At 52.2% G+C, this 25,960-nt stretch carries 30 protein-coding genes; 9 read left to right on the forward strand and 21 right to left on the reverse strand.

The annotated features are described in order from the left end of the window. Positions 1–87 precede the first annotated feature (87 nt). The 7 genes from pheS (at position 88) to ACM66T_RS04830 (ending at position 9,708) form a co-directional block, all read left to right on the forward strand. Complete coding sequence (gene pheS / locus ACM66T_RS04800; protein ID WP_231020871.1) at positions 88–1,080, forward strand: phenylalanine--tRNA ligase subunit alpha; 993 nt, start codon at positions 88–90, stop codon at positions 1,078–1,080. Beyond that, on the forward strand, positions 1,077–3,410 hold the full coding sequence (gene pheT / locus ACM66T_RS04805) for a phenylalanine--tRNA ligase subunit beta (protein WP_231020873.1): 2,334 nt from the start codon (positions 1,077–1,079) through the stop codon (positions 3,408–3,410). Before pheS ends, pheT begins: the two co-directional genes overlap by 4 nt. Continuing rightward, the gene (aroA, locus tag ACM66T_RS04810; RefSeq protein ID WP_231020875.1) at positions 3,407–4,690 is read left to right on the forward strand and encodes a 3-phosphoshikimate 1-carboxyvinyltransferase; all 1,284 of its coding nucleotides are present in this window, start codon (positions 3,407–3,409) and stop codon (positions 4,688–4,690) included. Before pheT ends, aroA begins: the two co-directional genes overlap by 4 nt. Then, positions 4,680–5,516 carry a 4-hydroxy-3-methylbut-2-enyl diphosphate reductase gene (locus tag ACM66T_RS04815; protein WP_231020877.1) on the forward strand — a complete coding sequence of 279 codons (837 nt, stop codon included), beginning with the start codon at positions 4,680–4,682 and terminating at the stop codon, positions 5,514–5,516. The genes aroA and ACM66T_RS04815 overlap by 11 nt, the downstream gene beginning before the upstream one ends. A 127-nt stretch (positions 5,517–5,643) precedes the next feature. Further along, positions 5,644–7,305, forward strand: coding sequence for a 30S ribosomal protein S1 (locus tag ACM66T_RS04820; RefSeq protein ID WP_231020879.1), 1,662 nt, complete (start codon positions 5,644–5,646; stop codon positions 7,303–7,305). Positions 7,306–7,407: 102 nt separating this feature from the next. Then, entirely contained in the window at positions 7,408–8,994 is a 1,587-nt protein-coding gene (gene serA / locus ACM66T_RS04825) for a phosphoglycerate dehydrogenase (protein WP_231020885.1), read from the forward strand. Between the two features lie 21 nt (positions 8,995–9,015). Next, the gene (locus tag ACM66T_RS04830; protein ID WP_231020886.1) at positions 9,016–9,708 is read left to right on the forward strand and encodes a DUF2461 domain-containing protein; all 693 of its coding nucleotides are present in this window, start codon (positions 9,016–9,018) and stop codon (positions 9,706–9,708) included. Between the two features lie 2 nt (positions 9,709–9,710). On the opposite strand, the gene ACM66T_RS04835 is transcribed toward ACM66T_RS04830, so the two are convergent. Then, complete coding sequence (locus ACM66T_RS04835; RefSeq protein WP_231020888.1) at positions 9,711–10,664, reverse strand: AraC family transcriptional regulator; 954 nt, start codon at positions 10,662–10,664, stop codon at positions 9,711–9,713. Between the two features lie 188 nt (positions 10,665–10,852). On the opposite strand from ACM66T_RS04835, the gene ACM66T_RS04840 reads away from it, so the two are divergent. After that, positions 10,853–11,314 (forward strand): cupin domain-containing protein, encoded by a 462-nt coding sequence (locus ACM66T_RS04840; RefSeq protein ID WP_416768818.1) that lies wholly within the window; start codon positions 10,853–10,855, stop codon positions 11,312–11,314. Positions 11,315–11,328: 14 nt separating this feature from the next. Here the strand turns inward: ACM66T_RS04840 and ACM66T_RS04845 are convergent, their stop codons facing one another. From ACM66T_RS04845 to ACM66T_RS04880, 8 genes are all read right to left on the reverse strand, one after another. Further along, complete coding sequence (locus tag ACM66T_RS04845) at positions 11,329–12,075, reverse strand: DUF2238 domain-containing protein (protein WP_231020892.1); 747 nt, start codon at positions 12,073–12,075, stop codon at positions 11,329–11,331. 20 nt (positions 12,076–12,095) lie between these two features. Next, positions 12,096–12,545, reverse strand: a complete 450-nt coding sequence (locus ACM66T_RS04850) for a bactofilin family protein (protein WP_416768819.1) — start codon at positions 12,543–12,545, stop codon at positions 12,096–12,098. After that, complete coding sequence (locus tag ACM66T_RS04855; protein WP_416768820.1) at positions 12,434–13,387, reverse strand: M23 family metallopeptidase; 954 nt, start codon at positions 13,385–13,387, stop codon at positions 12,434–12,436. Before ACM66T_RS04855 ends, ACM66T_RS04850 begins: the two co-directional genes overlap by 112 nt. A gap of 295 nt (positions 13,388–13,682) precedes the next feature. After that, complete coding sequence (locus ACM66T_RS04860; RefSeq protein ID WP_231020898.1) at positions 13,683–14,168, reverse strand: GNAT family N-acetyltransferase; 486 nt, start codon at positions 14,166–14,168, stop codon at positions 13,683–13,685. 35 nt (positions 14,169–14,203) lie between these two features. Further along, positions 14,204–14,806, reverse strand: a complete 603-nt coding sequence (locus ACM66T_RS04865) for a LysE family translocator (RefSeq protein ID WP_231020900.1) — start codon at positions 14,804–14,806, stop codon at positions 14,204–14,206. Between the two features lie 90 nt (positions 14,807–14,896). Then, the gene (locus ACM66T_RS04870) at positions 14,897–15,238 is read right to left on the reverse strand and encodes a cupin domain-containing protein (RefSeq protein ID WP_231020902.1); all 342 of its coding nucleotides are present in this window, start codon (positions 15,236–15,238) and stop codon (positions 14,897–14,899) included. Between the two features lie 186 nt (positions 15,239–15,424). Beyond that, positions 15,425–15,784 (reverse strand): hypothetical protein, encoded by a 360-nt coding sequence (locus ACM66T_RS04875; protein WP_231020904.1) that lies wholly within the window; start codon positions 15,782–15,784, stop codon positions 15,425–15,427. A 72-nt stretch (positions 15,785–15,856) separates the two neighbouring features. Beyond that, on the reverse strand, positions 15,857–16,546 hold the full coding sequence (locus tag ACM66T_RS04880; protein ID WP_231020905.1) for a hypothetical protein: 690 nt from the start codon (positions 16,544–16,546) through the stop codon (positions 15,857–15,859). 417 nt (positions 16,547–16,963) lie between these two features. Here ACM66T_RS04880 and ACM66T_RS04885 point away from each other — a divergent pair, with 417 nt between their 5' ends. Next, complete coding sequence (locus ACM66T_RS04885) at positions 16,964–18,112, forward strand: hypothetical protein (RefSeq protein WP_231020907.1); 1,149 nt, start codon at positions 16,964–16,966, stop codon at positions 18,110–18,112. 175 nt (positions 18,113–18,287) lie between these two features. Here ACM66T_RS04885 and ACM66T_RS04890 read toward each other — a convergent pair whose 3' ends face one another. The 12 genes from ACM66T_RS04890 to ACM66T_RS04945 form a co-directional block, all read right to left on the reverse strand. Further along, positions 18,288–20,228, reverse strand: coding sequence for a thioredoxin domain-containing protein (locus ACM66T_RS04890; RefSeq protein WP_416768821.1), 1,941 nt, complete (start codon positions 20,226–20,228; stop codon positions 18,288–18,290). Between the two features lie 149 nt (positions 20,229–20,377). Next, positions 20,378–20,698, reverse strand: a complete 321-nt coding sequence (locus ACM66T_RS04895) for a hypothetical protein (RefSeq protein ID WP_231020910.1) — start codon at positions 20,696–20,698, stop codon at positions 20,378–20,380. Between the two features lie 94 nt (positions 20,699–20,792). Beyond that, positions 20,793–21,227, reverse strand: a complete 435-nt coding sequence (gene trxC, locus ACM66T_RS04900) for a thioredoxin TrxC (protein ID WP_231020912.1) — start codon at positions 21,225–21,227, stop codon at positions 20,793–20,795. Positions 21,228–21,417: 190 nt separating this feature from the next. Next, positions 21,418–21,744, reverse strand: coding sequence for a type II toxin-antitoxin system PemK/MazF family toxin (locus ACM66T_RS04905; protein WP_231020913.1), 327 nt, complete (start codon positions 21,742–21,744; stop codon positions 21,418–21,420). Next, positions 21,738–21,998: an AbrB/MazE/SpoVT family DNA-binding domain-containing protein gene (locus ACM66T_RS04910; protein ID WP_416768822.1), complete on the reverse strand. Its 261-nt coding sequence runs from the start codon at positions 21,996–21,998 to the stop codon at positions 21,738–21,740. The genes ACM66T_RS04905 and ACM66T_RS04910 overlap by 7 nt, the downstream gene beginning before the upstream one ends. A gap of 129 nt (positions 21,999–22,127) precedes the next feature. Next, on the reverse strand, positions 22,128–22,601 hold the full coding sequence (locus ACM66T_RS04915) for a hypothetical protein (RefSeq protein ID WP_231020917.1): 474 nt from the start codon (positions 22,599–22,601) through the stop codon (positions 22,128–22,130). Between the two features lie 163 nt (positions 22,602–22,764). After that, a complete protein-coding gene (locus ACM66T_RS04920) occupies positions 22,765–23,226 on the reverse strand; it encodes a hypothetical protein (protein WP_231020919.1) in 462 nt (153 codons plus the stop codon). 93 nt (positions 23,227–23,319) lie between these two features. Then, positions 23,320–23,856: a hypothetical protein gene (locus ACM66T_RS04925; protein ID WP_231020921.1), complete on the reverse strand. Its 537-nt coding sequence runs from the start codon at positions 23,854–23,856 to the stop codon at positions 23,320–23,322. Positions 23,857–23,867: 11 nt separating this feature from the next. Then, positions 23,868–24,227 carry a hypothetical protein gene (locus tag ACM66T_RS04930; RefSeq protein WP_345986906.1) on the reverse strand — a complete coding sequence of 120 codons (360 nt, stop codon included), beginning with the start codon at positions 24,225–24,227 and terminating at the stop codon, positions 23,868–23,870. An 81-nt stretch (positions 24,228–24,308) separates the two neighbouring features. After that, a complete protein-coding gene (locus ACM66T_RS04935; RefSeq protein ID WP_416768823.1) occupies positions 24,309–24,740 on the reverse strand; it encodes a hypothetical protein in 432 nt (143 codons plus the stop codon). A gap of 72 nt (positions 24,741–24,812) precedes the next feature. Further along, positions 24,813–25,574 (reverse strand): hypothetical protein, encoded by a 762-nt coding sequence (locus ACM66T_RS04940; protein ID WP_416768824.1) that lies wholly within the window; start codon positions 25,572–25,574, stop codon positions 24,813–24,815. Between the two features lie 109 nt (positions 25,575–25,683). Next, positions 25,684–25,917, reverse strand: coding sequence for a hypothetical protein (locus ACM66T_RS04945; protein WP_416768825.1), 234 nt, complete (start codon positions 25,915–25,917; stop codon positions 25,684–25,686). Positions 25,918–25,960 lie beyond the last annotated feature (43 nt).

The following is a 25,960-nucleotide window of genomic DNA, read 5'->3' on the forward strand; positions in this document are numbered from 1 at the left end:
ATTGATCAATGATACTGCCCTTTAAAGCTCTTTGGATACAATACGCGCAAGATACATGGGGGAGACGTCCCCGGGAAGGAGCCAGGGTTGCAAGAGTGGTATGACGCCATTGCGTCGGCACAGAGTGTCGACAAACTTGAAGAGATCCGTATTGCGGTGTTCGGGAAAAAAGGGGTGCTCGCGGCCGAGTTCGCGAAGATGAAGTCCGTTCCCAACGAGGAGAAGGGCGCGTTTGCCAAAGAGCTCAACGAGCATAAGGCGAAGCTGACCGAGGCCTTTAACGTCCGCAAGGAGATCCTGGCCCTCGAAGCGCTCGAGGCGGGGATGAAAGCGGAGGCGATCGACGTGACCCTGTTCGGCCGCGGAAGCGAACGCGGTGCGCTGCACCCGGTGATGCAGACGATGGACCGCATCGTCGAGTACTTTGTCGCCATGAACTTCTCGGTCAAGACCGGACCGATGGTCGAAGATGATTTCCATAACTTCGAGGCGCTGAACCTGCCCAAGTACCACCCGGCCCGTGACATGCAGGACACCTTTTATTTCAAAGACGAGCTGCTGCTGCGCACCCACACCTCTCCGGTCCAGATCCGCACGATGAAGCAGGAGAAGCCGCCGATCCGTATGATCGCTCCGGGCGCCGTGTTCCGCCGCGACTACGACCTGACGCATACTCCGATGTTCCACCAGGTCGAGGGTCTGCTCGTCGACGAAGAGGGCAAAGTCTCCTTCGCGAACCTGAAGTTTATTCTTGAGGACTTCCTCAAGTACATGTTCGGTGACGTCGAGGTCCGTTTTCGCCCGAGTTTCTTCCCCTTCACGGAACCGTCCGCGGAAGTCGATATCAGCTGTATCTTCTGCGGCGGCGACGGCTGCCGCGTCTGTTCCAAGACGGGATGGCTGGAAGTCCTGGGCTGCGGGATCGTCGACCCCAACGTCTTCAAGGCGGTTGGTTATGAGAACGTCAGCGGCTACGCCTTCGGCCTCGGCGTGGAGCGCTTCGCGATGCTGATCCACCGTATCGGGGATCTGCGTTCGCTGTTTGAGGGCGATATCAGACTACTGGAGCAGTTCAAATGATTGTCACACGCCACTGGCTGAACGAATGGATCGACCTTTCCGACATTACGACGGAGCACCTGGCCAAGACTTTCAATGCCATCGGTCTGGAGGTCGATAGGGTAGAGTCCTACCGGATCCCCGAAAAGATCGTCGTCGGGCGGGTCGCGGCATGCGAAAGACACCCGGACGCGGATAAGCTTAACGTCTGCCAGGTCGATCTGGGCGGCGAAACGCGCCAGATCGTCTGCGGAGCACCTAACGTCGCGGCGGGGCAGTATGTTCCCGTTGCCGTCGTCGGTGCGGTCATGCCCGGCGGCCTGGAGATCAAGCCGGTCAAGCTGCGCGGCGTCGATTCGGCGGGGATGATCTGTTCCGCGACCGAACTGGGATTGCCTAAAGTGAACGACGGCATCCTTGTGCTTGATGAGAGTATCGGCGCGCTCGAGCTCGGAAAGCCTCTCGCCGATTACCCGCTGATCAACGACGACCTGATCGAGATCGAACTGACGGCGAATCGCGGGGATTGTCTGAGTATCCGCGGGGTGGCCCGCGACCTCTGTGCGGCCCTGGACAAGAGTCTGAAACCCCGCACTGCCGGCCGTGAGGATGAGAACCGCCTGGGCATCGGGCGTCTGCTGAAACTCGATGTTGAAGGCGATGTTACCGGAAGCGTCCGCTACCATGCGGTATCGGTCGAGTTCTTTGACGACTCACTGCTGATGACGCTGCGTCTGGCGATGATCGACGAGAGCCGCGCAAACGCCGTCGAAGGGTGTCTTGAGTACGCCATGCATACGACCGGCGTGATCCTGCGCGCCTATCCCGTGGACTTCTTCCGTGGCAATGACGAGAAGCTCGCCGAGATCGTCATCAAGCGCGAAGCCCACGGCCTCACCGCCGTCTACGGGCAGGAGTGCGCTTCGATCATCGGTATCCGCCAGGAAGATGCTTCCCGTCTGCAAGACGTCCGCGGCGTCATCGTCATCGAGGCGAGCTATATCGCCCCGGATGTCATTTCGCAGAAGATGGCGGAGACGAAACTGCAAAGCGGGCCGCTCTACTACCGTACCTCCCGGGGAAGCGAACCGGAACTCTCCGTCGGCAGCGACTTCCTTTTCAGCTGCATCGAGGCGAAGGGCGAGGGCAAGATCTACGGCGGCACCCTGGAGCATGCCGAAGTCTTTGAACCGAAGAATATCAGCATCGATATGGCCTACGTCAGCAGCATTGTCGGTACAGAAATAGATAAGAGCCGCGTGGCGAATATTCTCAAAAACCTCGGCTTCGATATTTCCAAATCGAGCGAAGAGCAGATCGTCGTCAGCGTACCGCGCTTCCGTCACGACATCGTCAACCGTCAGGACCTGATCGAGGAGATCGTTCGTATCGTCGGTATCGACAATATCCCGGCGAAGCCTTTCGTCCTGACCGAAGCGGACCGCATCGACGATGACTACTTTGCGTTCCGGAAAAAGCAGACCTACCGTCAGCGCGCAGCGCAGAGCGGCTTTTACGAGAGCGTTCACTTTGTCTTCAACGAGCGTGAGCAGCTCGACGCCCTGGGATTGGCGAGCGTCGCGAAGGAGCTTTCTCTGCTCAACCCGATCGCCGGGACACTCGATACGTTGCGTCCGACCCTGCTGGCAGGGCTGCTCAACGCGGCCAGCAGCAATGCCAAGAACGGCCGCAAACGTATCCCGCTCTTCGAGATCGGTTCGGTCTTCGACGTCCAGCGCCGCGAATCGGTCAAAATCGCGCTCCTCTTTGCGGGAACCCTGAACGAGGACAGCCTCGACAACAGCGGGAAGCCGGAGAGTGTCAGTTTTGAGTCCTTCTCCAAACTGGCGGCGGACGTTCTGGGCGATTTCACCCTGAAGCCGGTTACGCCGACACACAAGATGGCGCACCCCTACCAGGCGGCAGCCGTCTACCAAAAGGGCCTCAAGATCGGGGAGATGTTCACGCTGCACCCGACGCTGCAGGCGGAGATGGACCTTCCGCGCACCGTGATGTTCGAAGGATCTTTTGATGCGCTCGCCTTTGAAAGGGTCGAAGCGAAGCCGTACTCCAAGTACCAGGCGTCGCACCGCGACCTCAGCATCCTGATGCCGCAGGCCATGGCGTACGCGAAGGTGGCCGAAGTCATCGAGGGAAGCCGCAGCGGCGAGATCGTCCGCTTCTACCCCGTCGACCGCTATACGGACGAGACACTGGGCGATCAGATGAGCCTGACGCTGCGCTTCGTGCTGCAGTCGCAGGAGAAGACCCTGGAAGAAGAGGAGATCACGGCAGCGATGGAAGGGGTCCTTGCGGCCCTGCAGAACGACCTTGGGGTAGCACTGCGATGAGCCGGGTCCGTATCGCGCCGGCGGGGACGTTCGCATTTCGCAGCGACAAGGTCGCGGCGGACAAATCGATCTCACACCGCAGCGCGATGTTCGCGACCCTCGCCGAGGGCACAAGCGTTATCCGGAACTTCCTGCGCGGGGAGGATACGATGAATACCCTGCGCATCGTGGAAGCGTTGGGGGCCGAGGTGGCGGATGACGGCGAGGTGATCACAATCGCCTCCCGCGGCATCAAAGAGCCCGACGACATCCTCGACTGCGGCAATTCCGGTACGGGGATGCGGCTTTTCTGCGGGCTGCTCGCGTCGGCGGAGGGGCACTTCGTGTTGAGCGGGGACGAATACCTCCGCCGCCGCCCGATGAAACGGGTAACGGCGCCGCTGCGCAGCATCGGCGCGCAGCTCGACGGCCGCAACAACGGCGACCTTGCGCCGCTGAGCGTGCGTGGCGGTTCGCTGAAGGCTTTCGACTATAAAAGCCCTGTCGCTTCGGCGCAGGTTAAAAGCGCCATGATCCTCGCAGCGCTTCGGGCCGACGGCCCCTGCTATTTCGAAGAACCCGAACTCAGCCGAGACCATACGGAGCGGATGCTCAGCGGGATGGGGGCCGAGATCAAAACGGAGCATCTCCGAACGGAAGTGCAGCCGCTCGGCGGACTGCTGCAGCCCCTTGATATCCGGGTCCCCGCCGATCCCTCCAGCGCCTTCTTTTTTGCCGTTGCCGCAGCGATCATACCCGGCAGCAGCGCCGTCATCGAGGGCGTCACCCTCAACCCGACCCGTATCGAGGCCTTCAAGGCGCTCGAACGCATGGGGGCGGATATTCGCTACGAGGTGACCGACGAGCGGTATGAGCCCATCGGGAATATCGAGGTGCGCTACCGGCCGCTCAAGGCGGTCGTCGTCGAAGAGAACATCGCTTGGCTGATTGACGAATTGCCGGCGCTGGCCGTCGCGATGGCGACGGCGGAGGGGACCAGCGAGGTCAAAAATGCCGAAGAGCTCCGGGTCAAGGAGAGCGACCGCATCACTACGGTGATGACGAACCTGCAAAAATGCGGTATAGTCTGTGAAGAGTCCAACGACGGCTACCGCATTACGGGCGGAGCATTGCAGGCGGCTGCCGTCGACAGTTTCGGGGACCACCGCATCGCGATGAGTTTTATCGTCGCCGGGCTGCGCTGCGGGATGGAAGTCACGGATACCGACTGTATCCGGACCTCCTTCCCGAACTTTTTCGAACTGATCGGTACGATCGGGGAAGTGCAACATGAAGATTGAACTGGCAGAGAACTATGGCTTCTGTTTCGGCGTCAAACGGGCGATCAAGATCGCCGAGGAGAACCGCCAGTCGGCCACCTACGGCCCACTGATCCATAATGCGAAGGAGATCGAACGTCTCCAGAAGGATTTCCAGGTCGCATTGACGGAGAATCTGGACGATTTCCAAGCGGGCGACACGGCGGTCATCCGGACCCACGGCATTCCGAAGCAGGAGCTGGAGACGCTCTATGCGCGAGATGTCCATGTCGTTGACGCCACCTGCCCCTATGTGACCAAACCGCAGCAGATCTGCGAGGAGATGAGCGAGCAGGGGTACGACATCGTTATCTTCGGCGATGAGGCGCATCCGGAGATCCGCGGGGTGAAAAGCTACGCCAAGGAAGGCGCTTATGTCGTTATGAGCGTCGAGGAGCTCGAACAGATCCGCTTCAAAGAGAAGATTGCCGTCGTGGCGCAGACGACGCGGAAAGTCGACGAGTTCCTCAAAATCGTCAATTACCTGATACCGCGCTATAAAGAGGTAAGGGTCTTCAACACGATCTGCAACGCGACCTTCGAAAACCAGGATGCGGTGCGGGACCTCTCAAAACGGGCCGATGTGATGATCATCATCGGCGGGAAGAACTCTTCGAATACGAAGCAGCTGCACAGTATCGCCCAGGCGTACTGCCTGGACAGTTATCACATCGAAGGACCCGACGACATCGACGACGCCTGGTTTGACGGGAAAGCGTATTGCGGCATCAGTGCCGGCGCTTCCACGCCGGATTGGATCATCGAACAGGTGATTGCGCGGATCAAAACGGGCTCGAAGAGCGCCTGAAGCTTCCGGCGCGTTTCCGGAAGATGCTGCTTAGCGTAAAAAATCCGCCCTCCTGTAATCTTTCTGCTTCATAAAAGCTTTCTTTCGCTATACTCACGAGATTTTATTACGTAATAAGGGTACAGGTATGGCTTTCGATAACGAAGCATTTGAAGAAGAAAATTTCGCCGAGATGCTGGAGGCTTCTTTCCAGGAGCAAGAATCAAATCGCATCACCGAAGGTGAAATTGTCGCAATCCAGGAAGACGATAATCGCGCGCTCGTCGGAGTTGGAGAGAAACTGGAAGGTATCATCAGTCTTGATGAGATCAGGGATGAGGCAGGCAACCTGCTTTTCAACGTCGGTGACAAGATCACGGTTATGGTCACAGGACACTACAACGAGCGTCCGAAGATCTCCTACCGCAAGGTCCTCGAGCAGCAGAAGACAATGGAATTCGTCGAGGCGCACAAAGAGGATTTCGAAGATGTGATCATCGAAGGAACCGTGACCAAGAAGAACCGCGGCGGCTACGTGATCGAAGCGGACGGCGTCTGCTTCTTCATGCCGCGTTCACTCGCGGCGTTCAAAGAGAGTGACAACGTTCTTGGCCGCAAAGTCAAGGCACAGGTCATTAAACTTGATCCGGAAGACAACTCCATCGTCGTCTCCCGCCGCAAACTCTTCAACGAAGAGCGCAAGCGCAAGAAAGAGATCATCGACCAGCTGATGGAAGAGGGTACGATCGTCGAAGGTGTTATCAAGAAGATCACCAGTTACGGTATGTTTGTAGACGTCGGCGGTGTCGACGGCCTGGTCCACTACAACGAGATCAGCTACAAAGGCCCGGTCAACCCGTCCAAGCTCTACAACGAAGGCGACAAGGTCCTCGTCAAAGCGATTGCTTACGACAAAGACAAGCGCCACCTCTCCCTCTCCATTAAAGCGGTCCAGCCGGATCCGTGGAAAGAGATCGAGGACGAACTCGAAGCAGGCGATACTATTACGGTTACGGTCAGCAACATCGAGCCGTACGGTGCGTTCGTCGACCTCGGAAACGATATCGAAGGTTTCCTCCATATCTCAGAGATCACCTGGGACAAAAACATCAAGAACCCGAAAGACTACCTGACCGTCGGCGACGACATCGACGTCGAGGTGATCGACGTTGATCCGGATAAGCACAAGCTGCGCGTCTCCCTCAAGCGTCTTCTGCCGAAACCTTTCGACGAATTCGCGAAGAAATTCAAAGAGGGCGATATTGTGACCGGTACCGTCACATCCCTGACGGACTTCGGTGCGTTCGTCAAGATTGCCGGCGTCGAAGGGCTCCTGCACAACCAGGACACGACATGGGAAAAAGGCGTCAAAGCCAAAGACCTCTTCAAATCCGGCGACGAAGTCGAAGTCAAGATCGCCAAGATCAACCGCGACGATCAGAAGATCTCCCTCAACCGCAAGATGCTCGAAGAGAGCCCGGTTGAGAAGTTTGCCGCTTCCCACCGCGTGAACGACATTGTCAAAGGCAGCGTCCGTGACGTAAAAGACTTCGGTGTCTTCGTCTCCCTGAGCGACGGCGTCGATGCGCTGATCCGCAACGAAGACCTCGAACCGCTCAAAGCGGAAGAGCTCGAAAAAGGGCAGGAGATCGAAGCGGCAATCGTTGCGATCGACGCCAAGCGCGACCGTATCCGCCTCTCTGTCCGCAAACTCGACAGACTGCACGATCAGAAAATCCTCGACAAGCTCAACGAAGAGGAAGGTTCCAACAGCCTCGGCGACCTGATCAAAGACCAACTCAAAAAATAACCCCTTTCCGCACCGGCGGAGGGGCTTCCCAAATTTATCAGCAATGCCCTGCGAGGCAGGTACTTGTTGATAACATTTTCAATTTCACTTTAGGATTTTAAGATGGAAAAATATAAAGTAGTCGTGTGTGACCATATTCACGAAGCCGGGCTCGAGATGCTTCAGAACGATCCGCAGATCGATTACGTTTTCGCTGCCGATGTCGACAAAACGGCGCTGCTCGATGTCATCGCCGATGCCGACGTCGCGATCACACGCTCCTCTACCGACGTGGATGACAAGTTCATCGGTGCCGCCAAGCAGATGAAGGCGATCGTCCGCGCCGGTGTCGGTGTCGACAACGTCGATATCGACGGCTGCTCCAAAGAGGGGATCATCGTCATGAACGTCCCGACGGCCAATACGATCGCTGCCGTCGAACTGACCATGGCCCATATGCTCTCCTGTATGCGCATGTTCCCCTACTCCCACGACCATCTTAAAAACCAGCGCATCTGGAAGCGCGAGAAATGGTACGGCTACGAGCTCAAAGGCAAGAAGCTCGGTATCATCGGTTTCGGTAACATCGGGAGCCGCGTCGGGGTACGCTGCAAGGCGTTCGAAATGGACGTCGTGGCCTACGATCCGTACATCCCGGCCTCCAAGGCGACAGACCTCGGCGTGAAATACACGGACAGCTTCGATGAGATCCTCGGCTGCGACATTATCACGATCCATACGCCGAAAAACTCTGAGACGATCGACATCATCGGTGCCGAAGAGATCGCGAAGATGAAAGACGGCGTCGTGCTCGTCAACTGTGCCCGCGGCGGCCTCTACAACGAGGAAGCGCTCTATGACGGCCTCAAATCCGGCAAGATTCGTTTCGCCGGTATCGACGTCTTCAAGAAAGAGCCGGCAACGGACCACCCGCTGCTCGACCTGGACAACATCGTCGTCTCCCCGCACCTTGGTGCGAACACCTTCGAATCCCAGTACAACATCGGTACGCAGGCGGCGCAGCAGGCGATCGAAGCGGCCAAGGGCATCGCCTTCCCGAACGCCTTCAACCTGCCGATCGACGAGACGAAGATCCCGGCATTCGTCAAACCGTTCCTGGAGCTCGGACAGAAGATCGGCTTTATGGCGAGCGAGCTCAACCGTGCACCGATCGTCTCCATCAAGGTCAGCGCACAGGGCGATATCGCCGAGTACCTCGACTCTCTCAGTACCTTTGTAACCGTCGGTGCACTGGCGGACAAGACCGGAGATACCATCAACTACGTCAACGCCTCTTTCATCGCCGAGCAGAAGGGGATCAAGATCGAAACCTCTGCCGAGCTCGGCAGCAGCGCCTATAAAAACCTCATTTCCGTCAAACTGACGACGGACAAGCGTGTCGTCGATATCGACGCGACGATCTTCGAAGAGGGCGTCCAGCGTATCGTCGAGGTCAACGGTTTCGACCTCGACGTCGAGCCGAAGGGGAACTTCACCCTCTTCAAAAACACCGATGTCCCGGGCGTTATCGGCAAAGTGGGATCGCTGCTGGCGCGTAACGGCGTCAACATCGGCGACTTCCGCCTGGGCCGCAACAGCAACGGCGAAGCCCTTGCCGTCATTATCACCGACACGCCGGTCAAAGACGCAGCACTTTCTGAGCTCTCCGCGCTCGAAGAGTGCATCAGCGTCGACACGGTCCGCCTCTAAAGAGACCATCGGAGTCTTCCGGTGTTCTCGCACTTTCCCGCAGGCACCCTCCCTTTTTTAGCCGAACTCCAGAGCAATAATTCCAAAGCCTGGTTTGACGCCAACAAGATGCTCTACCATGAGCTTGTGCTTGAACCCAGCCGCGCATTCGTCGAGGAGATGGGCGAACACCTCATGGCCCTCGTGCCGACGATCAATGCCCTGCCGAAAGTCAACGGTTCGCTCTTCCGCATCTACCGCGACCAGCGTTTCCATTTCGATGAGCCGCCGCTGAAGGACCATATCGGGATCGTCTTCTGGCAGGGCGGCGGCAAGCGGATGCAGAGCAGCGCTTTCTACCTCCATTTCGACCCGCAGACGCTCCTGGTCGCAACGGGCTTGCGCCGCTTCAAGCCCGCGATGCTCTCCGCTTACCGTTCCTATCTGAAATCCGAAGAGCGCCGAAGGGAGCTGCAGGCTATCCTCGAGCGGCTGACGGCGCAGGGGTACAGGCTGCCGGAGAAACGCTACAAGCGCCTTCCGGCCGGTTTTGACGCCTCGATGCCCCTGGCAGAACTCACTCTTTACAACTGCATGTACGCCTATACGGAGACCGAGGCGGCGTTGATGACGTCCGAAACGCTTATCGACACGCTCTATGCGCATTACGAAGCGATGCTCCCGTTGCAGCAGTGGGTGTATGAAATGACGCTATATGCGGAGCAGCAGAACTGATCCTACCGATGCTTTCCGGGAACCAGTGACGGGTAGTCTATCCGGTTGCGAAGACGGTACTCCTTCGGACAGATTCCTTCATGGTTTTTGAAAAAACGCCCCAGCTGTGAGGGGCTTTCGAAATTGAGGGCGTAGGCGATCTGCTTGATTGACATGTTGCCGAAGCAGAGCAGGTACTGGATCTCCTTGATAATGCGCAGGTGGATGTAGGAGAGGGCGCTTCGGTGCAGGGTGGCCTTGACCGTTTCACTGAGATGCTTCGGGGTGACAGCCATCATCTCGGCATACGCTTTGACGCTCTTTTTGTTCCAGAAATGCTCCTCGATCAGGACCAGGAACTCCGCGCTGAGCTGTTCGGCCCTGGTGAGGTTCTGCGGCAGGCCGGCATTCTGCTTTTCGCGTTTGAGGATGAAGAGCAGCTGGGTGATCAGCATCTTGGCCATACTCCTGAAATCCTCTTTTTTCTGGCGCAGTTCATAGCTGAGCTGCTCATAGAGGGAGAGGACCTGGGCATAGCTCGCCGTATCGAGGACGACATCGTTCTGGTGAAGGCGGTGAAAGGCAAAGAGCGGGTCGAGGTCCTCCGAGGAGAGGTTCTTCTCTTCAATGAACGCCTTGTCGAAGAGCAGCACGTAGGTTTTCGATTCGTCCGAGATATCCCTGAACGCGTAGATGGAGCCGGGGCAGACCAGTTGCAGCGCCTGGGGTTGGATCGTGTAGTCAAAGTGGTTGACGCTGCGGATGGTCTCTCCCTTGAGTCTGAGAAAAAGGGCGTAATAGTCGAACCGGAGGGGAATGCCGTGACTCGGCGCGATGTCATCGAGCAGCAAGACGACATCCTTCGCTTCGAAACCTTCGGCGTAAAAGTCCATCCCGAAGGTGGGGTTGGGTTTGAAAAGGTACTTGTAGGTATTGATCGTCTCTTCGATCGTGTATAGCGGAAGCGGCGCTCCCATGGTCTCACCTTTCTTCTTTTGCCTATTATAGTGACGCAATAACTATAGAAAAATCAAATAATCCGACAAATTGCACAGTTAAGCGAACATTGGCTCTTTCCAACGGATGCGTGTGCTGTTAAGATGGTGGGGTAGTACTGCAAAATTCATTTTTAGGCCGTTACGGCCTTTGATAAAAAGGATTCTCTATGTTTTTACCGATCCGTAAAATGGCAGTAATGGTGTTGGCGTCCGTCGTGACAGGGCTCTTTTCCGGACTCTCCGCCGAAGAGCCGGCACTGGCGTACAAGTACGATGATCAGCGGCTGCAGTGGGGGCCTTGCCCGGCCTTCCTCGGTGAAGCGTGCAAGATCGCCGTGTTGCATGGCGATCCGGCCAAGCCCCACACCGATGTTTTGTTCAAAGTCCCGGGCGACTATAAGATCCCGCACCATTGGCATACGTCGGCGGAGCGCATGGTCCTCGTCTCGGGCACTATGACGGTCCAGTACGATAACCAGAAAGCCGAACTGATCGAAACCGGGATGTACGCGTTCGGACCAGAGAAGCATCCGCATGTCGCCTACTGCGAAAAAGGGGACCCCTGTGTGCTCTTTATCGCCTTCAACGAACCCATTGACGCTTTCGAGATTATGAAACCCGCTGAATAGGGGGGAAAGGGCGGTTATTTATTATGCCGCTGCCGCCATAGGCGCATCAGGGCGTTTTCGCCCAGGGGATGCCTGTGCTTGACCCGGAAACTGTGGACCCATTCCCGGACAAAATCTTTCTGCAGGGTTGCGTTGATGGCCGCGGTGATGACCATGGCAATGAGGGCACCGATGGTGGCGAAGAGCATATCCTTGTGCGCATCCCAGACGTCGCCCTGGGTGCCCAGATAGGCCATCCCAAGGTCGCCGCCGAAGTAGACGGCCGCCCCCCATTCGACCAGTTCATAGAGCATGGAGCTGGCCATGGTGACGAGGAGGGGGAAAAAGTAGCCCCAGAACCCTTTGACGTCGACGACGCGCAGAAAAAACTCCCGCAGTGGGTAGGCAAGCAGCAGGCCGTAGAGAAAATGGACGACGCGGTCGAAGTTGTTGCGCTCCCAGCCGAAGAGCCCATTTAGCGAAATACCGAAGAGGGATTGTCCCCAGGCCTCATAGGGCACTTCGGCATAGGTGTAGTGGGCGCCGATTTCGTGCAGGTAGAGAAAAAGAAAGATCAGCGTCAGCGAAATGCGCGAAAGGGGGAAGGTTCTGTAGGTCGTGGCGAAAAAAAGCACGGCCAGCAGGACCAGTACGTTTTCGAGCAGCCAGTCATGCCGGTCATAGGGGGCGAATGCGAGGAGGATGAATTCCACTGCGAAGAGCAGGGAAAGGAGCAGAAGGTAGCGGTTGTGGGCGTAGCAGCACTCCTCTTCGCTTTGCATTCACTCTCCTGTCGGCCGGATTAGCTCTTCTTTTCAGCGGGCTTTTCGGCAGGCTTTTCGGCTGCGGCGTCCTGAACGGGTTTGGCCGCGCTTTCGGACGTTTTACGATGGCTTTCGCCTTCAAAGATCCCTTTGGACTCGATCACCATCTCTTTGGATGAGATGACCCCTCCGACGTAACCGTTCTCCTTGATCTCGACCCGATCGACGTCGAGGGTCCCTTCGATGCGGCCGCGCACGATGAGATGCGGTGCTTTGACTTCGCCGACGATCACACCGTTCTGTCCGACGGTGATGACCCCCTTGGAACGCATCGTTCCCTCCAGACGACCGTCAAAAAAGACGTCGCACTCCAGTGCTATTTCGCCTTTGAGTAAAGCGCCAGCTGTGATGATGGTGGTACTGGTGTTGGTGACGGGAGCTTTTGCAGGTTTTGATTCCGTGTTATTGTTGCTACCAAAGATTGCCATGGTACTTTTTTCTCCTTTTCAAAGATGGTGGCATAGTGCTCAAGATCCCACTTGATGAACCAGTAGGGATTGAGTTTGCGCTGGATAAATCGCACTTCGTAATGAAGGTGCGGTCCGTTGCTCATCCCGCTGTTGCCCGTATAGCCGATAACGTCGCCTCTTCTGACATATTGTCCGGATTTGACGCTGATCTTGTTAAGGTGTCCGAAATAGGTCTTGAAACCGTAGTTGTTGTCGACGATAATCAGACGCCCGTAACCGCTGCTACTGTGCAGCCCCGCGTACTCGATGACGCCGTCCGCCGTGGCATGGATGGGGGTGTTCATCGGCGCGCGGAGGTCACTGCCGGGATGGAACTCTTTGCGGTGGAGGGTGGGGTGGGTACGGTAGCCGAATTTACTCGTAATGCCTCTATACTCGACGGGGGAACCGTTGGGGATGTGCTGCAGCAGCGCCGCGCGCTGTACGGAGGTCATCTGGGCGATCTCGACGCGTTCAAGCAGGCTGCTCTCTGTTTCCGTATCGGGCGCCAGACCGATCAGGCTTTCGATGCCGTCGAGACGGTCGGATACGGTGGTCAGCTCCTTCTGTTTCGCAGCCAGGTCCAGTTCTGCCGCCGCGATGGAACTGCGCAGCTCGGCGTTGTGCGCTTCGAGCTGAAGCTTTTTCTCGTCGATATCATTAAGAGAGACGTTGAGGAAGACAATAAACGCGACCCCTGCGGCAATCAGCGTGACGAGACCCGCTCCCGAGTACAGAAGGACTTTTTTGACGATATTGTGGAGGCTGTACTGCCGTACGCCGTCAATGTCGTGGATCGTGACAGTGAAGCGTGTGTTCATCCTTCTTCGTCTCCTATGGTACCGCCGAAACAGTCCTCTTTTTTGCGTATACAGCTTGAATTATTATCTTTGTTTAACAAAATATTTATTTGACATTATACCTTGATTTGATGCGGTCTCGTTTCCGGAAAAACGGTACCATGTCAAACTGCAGATCAATATATAATATTTTTAAATACCGCGCCCATTTTACATTGCTAATCTTAAGAAAATTATAAAGCGTTAAATTTATGTTTTTTAATATTTAATATAGATAAAATTTGCGAAACTTTCTCTCCGTGTCTACTGAAAAACCTCATGAAACCTCGATGTCGCTTTTCAGTTTTCTGCCGCCGGAGATTTCAAAGGTATTGCGTTCATAGAAGGCCAGCGTCCTGTCAAACTCCGGCAGGGGAGGCGTCGTCACCTCCAGCCGCTTCCACCCTCTGGCCGCCGCGAAATCTTTGGCGCGCTGCAAGAGCGCCACACCTACGCCCATTGAACGATAGGCGGGGCGTACGTAGAGTTCCGGAATCGTGCCGTAGGCCCCTTCGGTGTAGAGGGCATAACTTTCATAGAGTGATATGAATCCGATCGCTTCTCCGGTAACGGGGTCCCTGGCGAGAAAGACGTAATAGACGCCACGGGACAACAGCTCCGCAGCCCGGGTTTCCGTCTCTCCCTGATGAAAACGGAAGGCTTTGACGTTGATGCGGTCCATGATCTCCTGGAGCAGTTCACCGGTCATGACGGCGATGTCGCGGGCATCTTCCGGTGTGGCGCAGATGATAGTGGGGTGCATGGTCTCTCCTTGGTGTCGGTCTGAAGGGGGGCGTCTCAGGCTTTTGCAATCAGAACGGTGCCTGTGCCGATCATGACGCTCCCGGCCATACGCTTCAGCTGTTGTTGCGACCGTCCGCTTTTGAAAAGCATGCCGGTCCTCGCGGCGGAGAAGGCGTAAAAGAGCATGACGGAGCCGAGTATGGACGTGAGTGCAAGCACGATAAGCAAGACCTCAACACTTTCCAGGGCATGCAGGTCGACAAAGGCGGGGAGAAAGCCCAGATAGAAAAGGATGACTTTCGGATTGCCCAGCGTGATGGAGAGGCCGCTCAGAAACCCGTACTTTTTGGATGCCGCAACGCGTACCTGTTTCGGCGGTGAGCGCCACAACTGCATTCCCAGCCAGATGAGATAGGCGGCGCCCGCATATTTGATCACGACAAAGAGGGCAGCGAAAACCTCGGCGACGGCCGCAAGGCCGTAGATGGCAGCCAAAAGAAAAACCAGATCGCCTGAAACGATCCCGGCAATAACGGGCAGGCTTGCTTTGAAGCCCGATGCCAGTGCTTTGGAAACCGTGATGAAGACTCCGGGACCGGGGGTAACGGCCAGCAAAAACATGGCGGCCGAAAAAGCCGCAAGGTCGTACACGCTCATCGATCTCCTTTCATACTATGGGTAAGCAAATGCATTAGTTATACCTTTTAGCACAAAGCGCCTCTCCGCCGGGTCGATTCCCCAGGGATTTCAGGCATCCACTCTGTCCCCGTGGCTCGGCGGCGTAGAGACCACTAAAAACTCCAAATCCTGCACGTGTTCGTTTATCAGGGAGTGCGCGATCCCCGCGGGGACGTGAAAGCCTTCCCCGGGCGCCAAAATATATATTTCACCCGCGACCTCAAGGGTTGCAATGCCGGAAAGTACATAGAAAAACTGCTCTGCACTGTTGTGGAGGTGGCGCGTTTCCGATGCGCCCTGCGGCATGCGTTCGCGGATAACGTTCAGGCTGGCTGAAACGGCCAGGTGCCAACCGTCACAGTTCTCCCCCCATCCATAATGATCGCTGTTTGTAATAGAAACGACAGACAATGCAGACTCCTTTATTGACTATGCTGAACTGTTAGGCAATGCCGGAAAGACCGGACAACCGCGCATATTATTGAAGCCTTCCTCGGAACCGAAGATGAGTGCTTCATTTTCTTGTCCATCTCCGAAAGAGATGATTCAGTTGTCAGCTATGATATCTCATTTTTTGCATCCTGTTCATAGGAGCATTCACGTTCGGATCTGCTTCGCAGTTTCATCTGCCGCTGTGATGAGGTTGACAATGATGCTGAGGAAGATAACGAGCGATGAAAAAAAGGCGCTATTCCAGCGTGCTCTCCAGTTGTTTCGAGAGACCAGGACCACTACGAGCGGGATGAAAAATACATACCCGAGGACATACGATATGGAACCCTGGCCCATCAGATAGGCAAAATAGGTATTTGTCAAAACGAGCAGCGTCGTCAAAACAACAATAACAATATGGGGGTTTGGGTTGTCGTCAACGTTTTCTCTCCGCCTGAGATACCACAGACTCGGCAGGGCGCCGAATACCAGGATAATCAGTGAAAAGATCGCGATTTCAAGCATAGTTTTGGATTCCTTTTATGAACTAAGATGGTATCTGGCGTTAAAGAGAGCGTGAAGGCATGCGGACGATGCCTATCGCCATATTCCTTTTCGCTTCTGTTCTCTCAGAACAGCGAGAGCTTCTTCTCTGATCAAGGTGGGATTGACCTCGAGGATCTCTTTTGCGACGGCTTGCAGTGCAGGGAGATCGCCGGCCTTCATCGCCTCCAGCGCCATGCGGACCTTGAAATGGATCTTGGCATTACTGGAGAGGGACCATTTTGCGGATGCCGCGGTCAGGAACAGATTGATGTCCTGACGTTCGTCCAGGTGCTTTAGCAAAGCAATGATCGCATAGAGATATTCAAAGTCGCCGGTCGTGAAGAAACAGGCCCAGTACATATCGACTTTGGCCGGGGAGAGGGGTGCCGCATCCAGCAGCGCACTCGGCGATCGGCGCAAGGCGTCCATTAAGAGAGATTTGGCCGGTTCCCTGATGCCCTGTATGGTCTTCTCCCACTGCGTTTTCCGGGTAGCGTCATACATGGAAAAGAGCGAACTGAACGACATGAGTAACAGGGCTTTCGCGTTGGGGTTGGAGGCCATCTCGGACGACCCTAAAAAAGTAATGGCGCTGTCAATCAGCTCCGGTTGGGGATGGAGATAGAATGTATGAACGAAACCCTGGAATTCATTCATCGTTGTAATGTTCTCAAGCTTTTGGGTTGCCTGCACGGCGATGCTTAATAGAAGGACGAGCGATAAAACAAGAAGCTTCTTCATGTCTACTCCTTTGAAGCGGACACTCTCCATACGCTACAGCACTATAGCAGGACGAGCTTTGTCGTTGCCGTAAGGCGCCCAACAACTAACAGATAAGAACCATTGTACATGTTCAAACTTATTCCAACCAAAACTATTAATGTTAATTGTAGCTGAATCGACTGTTTTGTTTGATGGATTGAGGAGAAACAAATATGCCGTCCTTCGATGCGGATGAGTGGGGAACCCCCGTCTATGCAGGTATTTGGGCAGGGCTGCGGAATGGATAGCGCAGAAGACATGGAAGCAAAACGTGAGGACTCTCCCGATCGTTGCAAGCGGCCACGGCACTGCCATATGGAATTTAAGCAAATCGAATAAACGCTAATATACAATATATGATGCTTAGAAACATAAAGTAAAAAGGAGGTGGATCAGATGATGAGAGTACTTATTGTGGCGATCTTTTTACTGACAGGAGGGATAACAATGGCATCGGAATTAACACAGGAAGAGCAGATCAAGCAGTTGGAGGACGAGACCAAGCTTTTAACGAAAAAATCGGCATTGGTACAAGCGCAAAAAGCATTGGCGGATGCCGAGGCGGAGATGGATTCTGCGCAACTTCAAAAGATCAAAGCGGCACTGAGCGAGTGGAAGCTCCCCGAGGGGAACAAGGGGACGGTGACGGTCTCGGATGGGAAGGATAACACGGCGCTGCTTCGGAGCAAGCGCCCGATGCTGGCGTTGATGGACGAGATCGCCGATACGCTGATTGACCTCTGCCCAGAGGGCGCCGTTCTGGTCTCGGAGGCGGAGCTGAAAAAGGCATATATGTCAGCATACACGCTCCGTATGATCGACGAATCGATTGCGGCGCTGCAAAGCTTCAATGCGCAAGCGACGCAGCCCTCGCCAGGGGAATCCATGAAAATGCAGGGAATGGCCGCTGCGATATCGTTGCTTGGCGTCGTCCCGGAGGTCATCGAGAGCGTTTCCAAACTCTTTCGCGTTGACCGCTCCATCACGGTGTTCAATGATGAAGCGGAGGCGGAAACGATCCTGAAAAATCTGCTGGATTCAAAAGCGAAAAGCAGATTTGTGACCCATCCGGCAGCCGTGGGTGGCAGAGCCCAAAAGGAGGCAGAAGCACTGTTGGAAAAAAGAACCACTATGAGCCGCGAACTCGGCGCTGCCATGATAAACCTGGAACGCGCTAAAAAGACGTCGGAGGGCGATGGCGCCGTTCTGGCCATGGTAGAGACGGACATTCAGCATGCCAAAGCACTGCTGGAGACCCTGAATAAGAGCGAGGAGTTCTGGACTCAGGTTGAGGGGCAGATGATCGCATCGTCGATCAAGGAGAAGGATCTTCTTTTTCTGAAAACGTCGGTCCAGACGCTCCAGGTTAAAGAGTCCCGTTGGTACGCGAGTGACAAGTTGCTTGCCGTCGGTGAAGTGCAGGTCCTTTACCGGCTGACAGACCCCGACGGGGCGGTGAAGAAGGCCGGCGTCATTTTGAAATCTTCCAGGGCGGAAAATCTGTGCCTCGATAGGCTGCAACCTGCGGAGTGGCCGCAGCCGTAACGTGCATACATTCTATCAGGAACCGTGATGAAAGGAACGCCTGTTGATGCAGGGTTCTAAGCGCGGCGTTGAGGCCGTTATTTATTTGAATAGAGCGGTTCATCCACCTGCTCATGCCACGTTTCATCCAAAAGTTGGAACGTCCGGAATATCCCTAGACATTTCCGTACGCAGGTCAGTTTGAAAATTTTTCCCGAATGGTGTCGGCGATTTCCACCGGCGTTTTCAACTGTGCGAAACAGCTCTGCGTCCCGCAGAGCATGTAGTTTTTGTTATGGGTGGCTTTGACGCGAACGTAGGGGTAGGTGACCTCCGCCAGGGAAGGTGCGGCGTCTGCCAGTTTGTCGGCACTGGCTTTGACGAGCAAGTCTTCGAAGCGGTAGCGGATCGCCTGGTTGAAGAGGTGGGGGTAGCTGATGGGTGCTTTCGCCAGATTGGCGGAGTAGAACTGCAGGGTTGTGAAGGCGAACTGCCGGTAGCTCTCATCCCGGAGAATGCCGAGGCTCAGCAGCAGATCGACTATCACCCCGATGGAACCGGGATAGAGCGCGTCTGCCGGATCCGCCTCCGTCGTGAAATCCCCGCGACTCAAATACCAGCGTCCGTTCTCATAGAACGCCTCCAGCGCGAAGTCGGCCATCCGCTGCGCCTGCATGAGCCAGACGTTGTCGTAGGTCGCTTCATACGCTTTGATAAACGCGGTGCCGAGGTAGGCGTAATCTTCCAAAAAGGCGCCGACCTTCGGGCTGCTGTGAATGAGCCCCGAGTGAAAGAGCGCTCCCTGGGGCATCACGAAATCCATAAGCGCCTCCAGCGCATCGATGGCCTTTTGCGTGTAGCTGGAGTCGGATTTCCCCAGCTCGAAGAGGCCGCGGATCATCATCGCGCTCCACGAGGTCTGCACCTTTTTGTCGATAAAGGGGTATTCGCGCGCTTCTCTCAGGGAGAGCAATACTTCCCGTACGGCGTCGAACCACTCCGGGCGGTCACCGGGCGCCTCGAGCCAGACGATATTGCGGCCCATGAAATTGCCCTCCGGCGTCACATGCAATGTGGCGAGGATCGTTTCCGTATCGTCTGCGCTGAAACCGTGTTCGAGCAGTGCGGTTTTGGCCGTGTCGTAGTCAAAAGTGTAGTAGATGCCCTGTGCGCCTTCGGTGTCGGCATCGATGGCGGAGTAGAAGAGGCCGTCTTCCTGCATTTTCCCGGTCATAAAGTCGGCGATCTCTATGGCTATTAGGGAATAGCTCGCGTCATTCAACATACGTCCGGCACGGGCGTAGAGCTCGCAGTGCAGCCCGTTGTCGAAGGTCATCTTCTCAAAACGGGGTATGAGCCAATCTACATCGGTGCTGTAGCGGCAGAAGCCGCCGTCGATGAGGTCGTACATGCCGCCCCGGTGCATCGTGCTGAGCGTCTGCGTCAGCATCTTCTCGGCATAGGGATTGTTCTGCAGCAGCACGATGTCCAGCAGCGCGTTAAGGGTGTAGATCTGGGGGAATTTCAGATCATTCGAAAAGCCGCCGCTGTTTGGCTCGAAAATGCGCAGCGCCTGTTTGACGAAGCGCTGGATCAAGGTGGCATTGAGCTGTTTGACCTCGATGGCTTGCGAGGCAGGTTTGTCCAGATAGGCCTGAATCTCGTCTGCACTTTTGAACAGGCTTTTATCTTTTTGCGCCACTTTGGTCGCAATCAGTTTGGAGAGCTCCGTGAAACCGATCTTCTCTCCGCGGGAATTCGGCGTGATGTAGGTCCCCGCGAAAATGGGCCGCTTGTCCGGAGTACAGAAGACGGAAGTGGGCCATCCGCTCGGTTTGCGGTTCAGCAGGTGGTGTACCTCCTGGTAGTATTTGTCGATATCCGGGCGCTCTTCGCGGTCAACTTTGATGCAGATATAGTGTTCGTTCAGGATCGCGGCGATCTTTTCATTGCTGAACACATCGCGCTCCATGGCGTGGCACCAGTGGCAGGTGCTGTAGCCGACCGAGATGAAAAGGGGGCGATCTTCCGTACGGGCGCGTTCGAACGCTTCGTCGCACCAGGGGTACCAGTCGATGGGGTTGTCTTTGTGTTGCTGCAGATAGGGCGAGTCTTCGAGTTCGAGTCTGTTGGGCATGGGTTTCCGATCTGTTTTGGAAAGGACTTTAACAAACGAATCTATGTTTACGCCGCGCGTATTGCGTAGTTAGCGATAGTCCTTTACTTATGTTCGATGTGCAAGATTCGCTCTTTTGGTCTCGAATGGGGTATTAAACGCCCCCTTAATTAGTGCGATAGATGATGTTTTTCGATGATCTCGGTAAAGGCCGCCTGGAGCACTGCTTCGTCCGGGAGCTCGCCACGCGCTGCTTTGCCCCGAAGATCGTAGAGCTCAAAAAGACGTGCAACATCCTCTTGGGCAAGTTCGAAGCCTTTTGCTTCTATTGACCGCAGGAGTCCTTCGCTGACAGCAATTTGGTGTTCTTTATGTGCCACTGTCCATGCCTCACCCATGTACCAGTAGACCACCATGTCAGTGACCGGATAATGTCCTTTTTTAATGTAGGTGTAGTCGTTAAAATATCGTTCCAGTCTATCCAATTGCATCTGCATCCTCCTGGTTCACATAACAGGAGGTGTGCAAAAGTCGGTCCCGACTGCTTTGTTGGCAACGAACTGCACCATGACTGTAGGCGTGATATTAGACGATGTATTTCCCGGTCCACTTGTGGAGCTCTTCCACGCTCATCGCCCTGGACCTGCGGTTGATCTCATACCCGTTTTTAAAGAGAATGAGCGTCGGGACGGAGCGGACGTTATAACGCGCTGCAAGTAAATGTTGCGTATCGGTATCGACTTTGAGGAAACGGGCCTTCATCGGCAGGGCGGCGGCCGCCTCTTCGAATGCCGGGGCCATCGTGCGGCAGGGGCCGCACCAGGGCGCCCAGAAATCGACTATTACCACGATGTCGCTGTTCCAGACATGTTTTATAAATGCCGCTTCATCCACGCCGACCGGTTTCGTCTCCAGCAGCGAAGCCTTGCAGTGCGTGCAGTCGGCTTCACTGTAATGCTCCTGTACGGGAATGGTGTTGATCTCACCGCAATGGGGACAGACCATTTTTTGTGTATCCATGACGCTATGCCTTCTGTGTCTCGATCTCTTTCTGCTTCTCCCATGCAAGTTTCAAACTATGAAAGATGAAACAGTACATCGTAGACCGCCAAGGCTTTGTCTTTGAACACAAGAGATAAATAACGTTGAAAATGACCAATCAAAATGCCGCTTGCGGGTTTTTGATTGGTCTCCTCTGATTTGTTATCACTTAGTATTCAAACATTTTCACCAACACATTTGATATGTTCTTTGACACTTTTTCGTCGACGTCGCCGATTTTTTTTATCAATCTTGTTTTGTCGACGGTTCTGATCTGATCCAGAAGCACCAGCCCGTTTTTGTTTTCAAATTTTATCTTCGGCCTGAAGATGAAATCGAATCCTTTGCTGGTCATGGGAGCGACGATAACGGTTTTGAGGACATTCAGCTCGTTGGGAGAAATGACGATGCAGGGGCGTGTTTTTTGGATTTCAGATCCGACCGTGGGATTCAATTTGACCAGGTATATCTCGAATCTTTTAATGTCGGCTACCATTCGTAGTCATCCAGATCGCTGTCGTCGAGAAGATCTTCCAGGAGCGCTTCGTCTGTTTTGCCCTTACTGGCCGCCAGAACGGTTTTGATGTTTTCGCCCCATGTCTCTCTCCCGGTATTGTTCACCGGTTTGATCAATAAGCCGCTGTCCAGAACTTCAAACTCCAGATTTACGTTTTCCAGATGCGCTTGCTTGATGATCGCTTTTGGAAGTCTGATACCTTGCGAATTTCCGATTTTAATTAAAGATGCCATATCGAACTCCTTCTATTTTAGTAATTATATTGTAATTACATAATGGTGTCAATTGGAGATGAGTGATAACGTTTAAAATGAGCAATCAAAAAGCCGCCCGCGGGTTTTTGATTGGTCTCCTTTGGTTTGTTAGTGCTTTTGAAATTCATTGTTTCTAATTCTTCTATCGATTTCACGTTCAACCGCTCCAATTGCATAATTTTTATTTCCACCCTGAATCGTACCTACAATTTTATGCCCGCAATTTTCACAAATAAAGTTAGTCTGATTAGTTTCAAATAATGAACGGCGACGAGTCGGTTCATTGTAAACAAGAGTAGCATCACAATTAGGACAATAGCACCAAAGATTAGATATTTGATTTCCTACCCAGTCCCATCGCCAGACAAGTCCGTATATACTGTCTTCAGTATATGATTTATATTCTGGAATAGTAGCTTCACCTTTAAATGCTAGAAAAATATTTATTAGGCCGATAAATGCAAAAATAAAAATGAGTAACCATATCCAGCCAGGCAGTGCATAAGTTGCGTTGAGTGCATTCCAGCACCATAAAATACCAGACCATATCCAAGAGAAAAAACTAATTGCGTACTCACGCAACTTTGGAATGACTAAAATAATAATGCCAGCAATGGTCGATGCAATTACCCCATTTCTGATCGATTTATATGAACTTTCGATTCTAATTCCTTTATTACACTAACGTTTAAAATGAGCAATCAAAAAACCGACCGCGGGTTTTTGATTGGTCTCCTGTGACTTGTTATGCATACGTATATTTGTCACCAATGAATGACTCGGTATCCGACCAAGCCATGTATTCTTTTTCAAGCTTTCCAAATTCATGGAATAACTTCCCCAGCCTGTTAATAGCAGCGGCCTCCGTTTGAATACAGAACTCTACGATTTCTTTATATGGCAATTCACGATTATTGCAAAATCTGATTTGAATTGCAGTGCTGCCACTCGAATCAGTTGTAAAAACTCTAAATCTAAAATAATAAGAAAAACGATCTTCAGGTTTTTCGGAGCCTATCTCATACAAAAACACATCACTGCCATGTCTGGGGAAATGCTCTAAATGTTCTGCAATCTTTATCAAAGAGTCTGCATTATCGTAATACTCAAAACATGAAGAAATATTTCCATTCGACACATCCCATACAAGCTGAATATGATGCGGTTCTTCGTAAGGAATTCTTTCAAGTCTAATGTAATTACTCATATTTTCTCTTTTTGCATAACGTTTGAAATGAGCAATCAAAAAGCCGCCCGCGGGTTTTTGATTGGTCTCCTCTGATTTGTTATCTTATGACGATTATCCATTACTTGTGAGATTGTCTTCATCAGATGATTTTCTTTCAGGATTTAGCTGTACAGAAAAGAAGGAAATCGAACCGCCAAACCCAAGTTTATGTTCATATGTAAAGTCTATTTCCCCGTGTAAATCATCCAGATTGGTTATTGGGAAGATCAGCTCTGCCTTTTGGTTTGGTCCGATTTTATAGTTGCCAACATACCGAACAGTCTCTGCATTGAATTTTTTTACGTATTCTTTTGTTTCAGCGTCATCGCTATCTTCAAATGCCATTGCTTCTTGATGAAAGCCATTAGGAGCAGATAATCCCAAACTGTCATGCACATCTCTGGATACTTTGATGCCTGTAATAACAGTGTCATGTTCATTGTTTTGAATTTGAATAGTCAATTGATTGGCTTGTATTGGTAACTTTAGAGTTCCGGAAACCTTTTTGCCTGAATTTGATGTTGCTATGACAATGGGCTTGTTTTGAATGACGAAGTGCCAAATAAAGTATCCAACCAGGACTAATAAAATAATTCCGACATATTTCATAATTCGATTTCCTATTTCGTTCTTAGGGCTGCAAGTTTGACACGCATATCTTCATCCGGCTCTTTGTTCGGTTTATATCCAATAGACTGTAATACATTTGGAAAAATTGCTTTGTAGGACTCTGAAGCAAAAACTCTATCTCTAAGAATGGTAGATTCCAAACCATCCAGGAGCTTGTTTTTCAGATATGTCATATCTTCACCTCTGCGCACAAGTTCCTCGATTGATTTGAACCAAAACCTGTATTGATTCTCATCTTCCAGTGTTTCATACAATTTTTCTGTTGGCACATTTTTCAGGCTTTCGAATTTTTTGGCCAAAAAATAAAGTGCAGTCAGTACAACCACAATACCTATTCCCCATGCAAGCATCTATACTCCTTTTTAAGATAACGTTTAAAATGAGCAATCAAAAAGCCGCCCGCGGGTTTTTGATTGGTCTCCTCTGATTTGTTAGGTTAGTTCCAACTTTGTAAGACTTTCGTTTCCGGATTTTGTCATATTCTCAATCAGTTGCTTTCTCTTGGTTATATTCAATGGAACCCATACGGCCCATTTAGACGTTTTCGTATACAAGAGAATATAAGAAACAATTAGCCAATTCAACTTTTTCGCGGCTACCACATCACCCCATTCGACCGTTTTGTACCAAGATAGTGTGTTAAATGAACTGACTTTTCTTTCGTCAAAACTTCCTAATGGTACAAAACGAAAAAATGCCCCTGCGACGACAGGAATAATTATATGAGGGGCTATCCCAAGTAACGGACATTCAATGAGGAACTTGGGAAACCCATGATGTTCAATAACCCATACTCCTGCACCAATCAGCGTGCCAATAAATGTCAACAAAGCACCTGTCAAAAAGTTGAGTTTGATTTTCATTCTTCTACCTAACGTTTAAAATGAGCAATCAAAAAGCCGCCCGCGGGTTTTTGATTGGTCTCCTTTGATTTGTTATGTTGTTAATTCACTTTCAATATGTTCAACTAATTCAGAACACCGTTTGATTAAATCTTCAACTTTTTCTTTATCTAAATCGATTTCATTACCATCTTTATCATATCCAGCTCTATGGACACAATCATGTCTTAATGAAATCGCTTTAAATAACCACTCAATATTATTGCCAAAGTCAATATCTAAGACATTTTTGTACATCGGTTTGACTTTATCAATTTTATGAAAAATAAGGTCTCTCAAATAGAGTTTTACATCATTTTCCAATTCTTCTTGTTTTGAGAAAATTTCTTTGATAGTAAATTTCCTATTTGCAAATTCAGGGTCGCTTTCGACCAGTTTTCTAATGTATTCTGAATTTCCCGGGGACATAACTTGTTCAATAAATGTTGATGAAAGATATGATTCAATTGCAGCTACAATGTGCCCATAGAGCATTACAAATAGGTTTTTTCTGATTTTTATATTGTCAATTTGAATTTTGATGATTTCTTTTGAACTATCTATAATTTCGGTGAAAATTTGAAAATTTGTTTTTCCTACTACAGACCAATAATCATATTCCTCTTCATACCTTTGATTTTCAAAATCAATATGTAATCGATTGAGATATTCTTCATATGCATCTTCAGCTTCTTGCCATTCTTTACTGTACTCATCAGGATCATCATCTTGAAGATACTCGCGAATCCACTCACATTTTTCTTCATAGGCTTGTTCTTCCTGTAGTTCCATCCAGTATTGTTTAGCTAGTCCCATACTCATACACCTTCTTTGCATTTAGTAATATAACGTTTAAAATGAGCAATCAAAAAGCCGCCCGCGGGTTTTTGATTGGTCTCCTCTGGTTTGTTAACCTTTTTAAGATTCATGCTTGCGTATCCCGAACTGAATTTCTAGCTTTCTCAAGTAGTTCCTTCCAGTTCCCGTGTAATGGTTCAGAAAGGGACTCTTCAAGAAAACTACACAAATCCCAGAGCACACGTTCTTCAGCTTGGTCTTTAATTTCAAGTTTCTCTGAATTGCTGAAGCGAGAAAGGAACTCAAATAGCACGACTGCCTCTTCTTGTTTCAATGAAAGGCTAATGTCATTATGCTCCATAATCAATCCTATAGATTAACGTTTAAAATGAGCAATCAAAAAG

It is taken from the genome of Sulfurimonas sp. ST-25, assembly GCF_048079205.1.
Taxonomy (GTDB): Bacteria; Campylobacterota; Campylobacteria; order Campylobacterales; family Sulfurimonadaceae; genus Thiomicrolovo; species Thiomicrolovo sulfuroxydans.

Coding starts and splice junctions, on each gene's coding strand:
- pheT (WP_231020873.1), top strand. CDS start 1,077: ATGATTGTCACACGCCACTGGCTGAACGAATGGATCGACCTTTCCGAC.
- aroA (WP_231020875.1), top strand. CDS start 3,407: ATGAGCCGGGTCCGTATCGCGCCGGCGGGGACGTTCGCATTTCGCAGC.
- ACM66T_RS04815 (WP_231020877.1), top strand. CDS start 4,680: ATGAAGATTGAACTGGCAGAGAACTATGGCTTCTGTTTCGGCGTCAAA.
- ACM66T_RS04820 (WP_231020879.1), top strand. CDS start 5,644: ATGGCTTTCGATAACGAAGCATTTGAAGAAGAAAATTTCGCCGAGATG.
- serA (WP_231020885.1), top strand. CDS start 7,408: ATGGAAAAATATAAAGTAGTCGTGTGTGACCATATTCACGAAGCCGGG.
- ACM66T_RS04835 (WP_231020888.1), bottom strand. CDS start 10,664: ATGGGAGCGCCGCTTCCGCTATACACGATCGAAGAGACGATCAATACC.
- ACM66T_RS04840 (WP_416768818.1), top strand. CDS start 10,853: ATGTTTTTACCGATCCGTAAAATGGCAGTAATGGTGTTGGCGTCCGTC.
- ACM66T_RS04845 (WP_231020892.1), bottom strand. CDS start 12,075: ATGCAAAGCGAAGAGGAGTGCTGCTACGCCCACAACCGCTACCTTCTG.
- ACM66T_RS04850 (WP_416768819.1), bottom strand. CDS start 12,545: ATGGCAATCTTTGGTAGCAACAATAACACGGAATCAAAACCTGCAAAA.
- ACM66T_RS04855 (WP_416768820.1), bottom strand. CDS start 13,387: ATGAACACACGCTTCACTGTCACGATCCACGACATTGACGGCGTACGG.
- ACM66T_RS04860 (WP_231020898.1), bottom strand. CDS start 14,168: ATGCACCCCACTATCATCTGCGCCACACCGGAAGATGCCCGCGACATC.
- ACM66T_RS04865 (WP_231020900.1), bottom strand. CDS start 14,806: ATGAGCGTGTACGACCTTGCGGCTTTTTCGGCCGCCATGTTTTTGCTG.
- ACM66T_RS04875 (WP_231020904.1), bottom strand. CDS start 15,784: ATGCTTGAAATCGCGATCTTTTCACTGATTATCCTGGTATTCGGCGCC.
- ACM66T_RS04880 (WP_231020905.1), bottom strand. CDS start 16,546: ATGAAGAAGCTTCTTGTTTTATCGCTCGTCCTTCTATTAAGCATCGCC.
- ACM66T_RS04885 (WP_231020907.1), top strand. CDS start 16,964: ATGATGAGAGTACTTATTGTGGCGATCTTTTTACTGACAGGAGGGATA.
- ACM66T_RS04890 (WP_416768821.1), bottom strand. CDS start 20,228: ATGCCCAACAGACTCGAACTCGAAGACTCGCCCTATCTGCAGCAACAC.
- ACM66T_RS04895 (WP_231020910.1), bottom strand. CDS start 20,698: ATGCAATTGGATAGACTGGAACGATATTTTAACGACTACACCTACATT.
- trxC (WP_231020912.1), bottom strand. CDS start 21,227: ATGGATACACAAAAAATGGTCTGTCCCCATTGCGGTGAGATCAACACC.
- ACM66T_RS04905 (WP_231020913.1), bottom strand. CDS start 21,744: ATGGTAGCCGACATTAAAAGATTCGAGATATACCTGGTCAAATTGAAT.
- ACM66T_RS04910 (WP_416768822.1), bottom strand. CDS start 21,998: ATGGCATCTTTAATTAAAATCGGAAATTCGCAAGGTATCAGACTTCCA.
- ACM66T_RS04920 (WP_231020919.1), bottom strand. CDS start 23,226: ATGAGTAATTACATTAGACTTGAAAGAATTCCTTACGAAGAACCGCAT.
- ACM66T_RS04925 (WP_231020921.1), bottom strand. CDS start 23,856: ATGAAATATGTCGGAATTATTTTATTAGTCCTGGTTGGATACTTTATT.
- ACM66T_RS04930 (WP_345986906.1), bottom strand. CDS start 24,227: ATGCTTGCATGGGGAATAGGTATTGTGGTTGTACTGACTGCACTTTAT.
- ACM66T_RS04935 (WP_416768823.1), bottom strand. CDS start 24,740: ATGAAAATCAAACTCAACTTTTTGACAGGTGCTTTGTTGACATTTATT.
- ACM66T_RS04940 (WP_416768824.1), bottom strand. CDS start 25,574: ATGGGACTAGCTAAACAATACTGGATGGAACTACAGGAAGAACAAGCC.
- ACM66T_RS04945 (WP_416768825.1), bottom strand. CDS start 25,917: ATGGAGCATAATGACATTAGCCTTTCATTGAAACAAGAAGAGGCAGTC.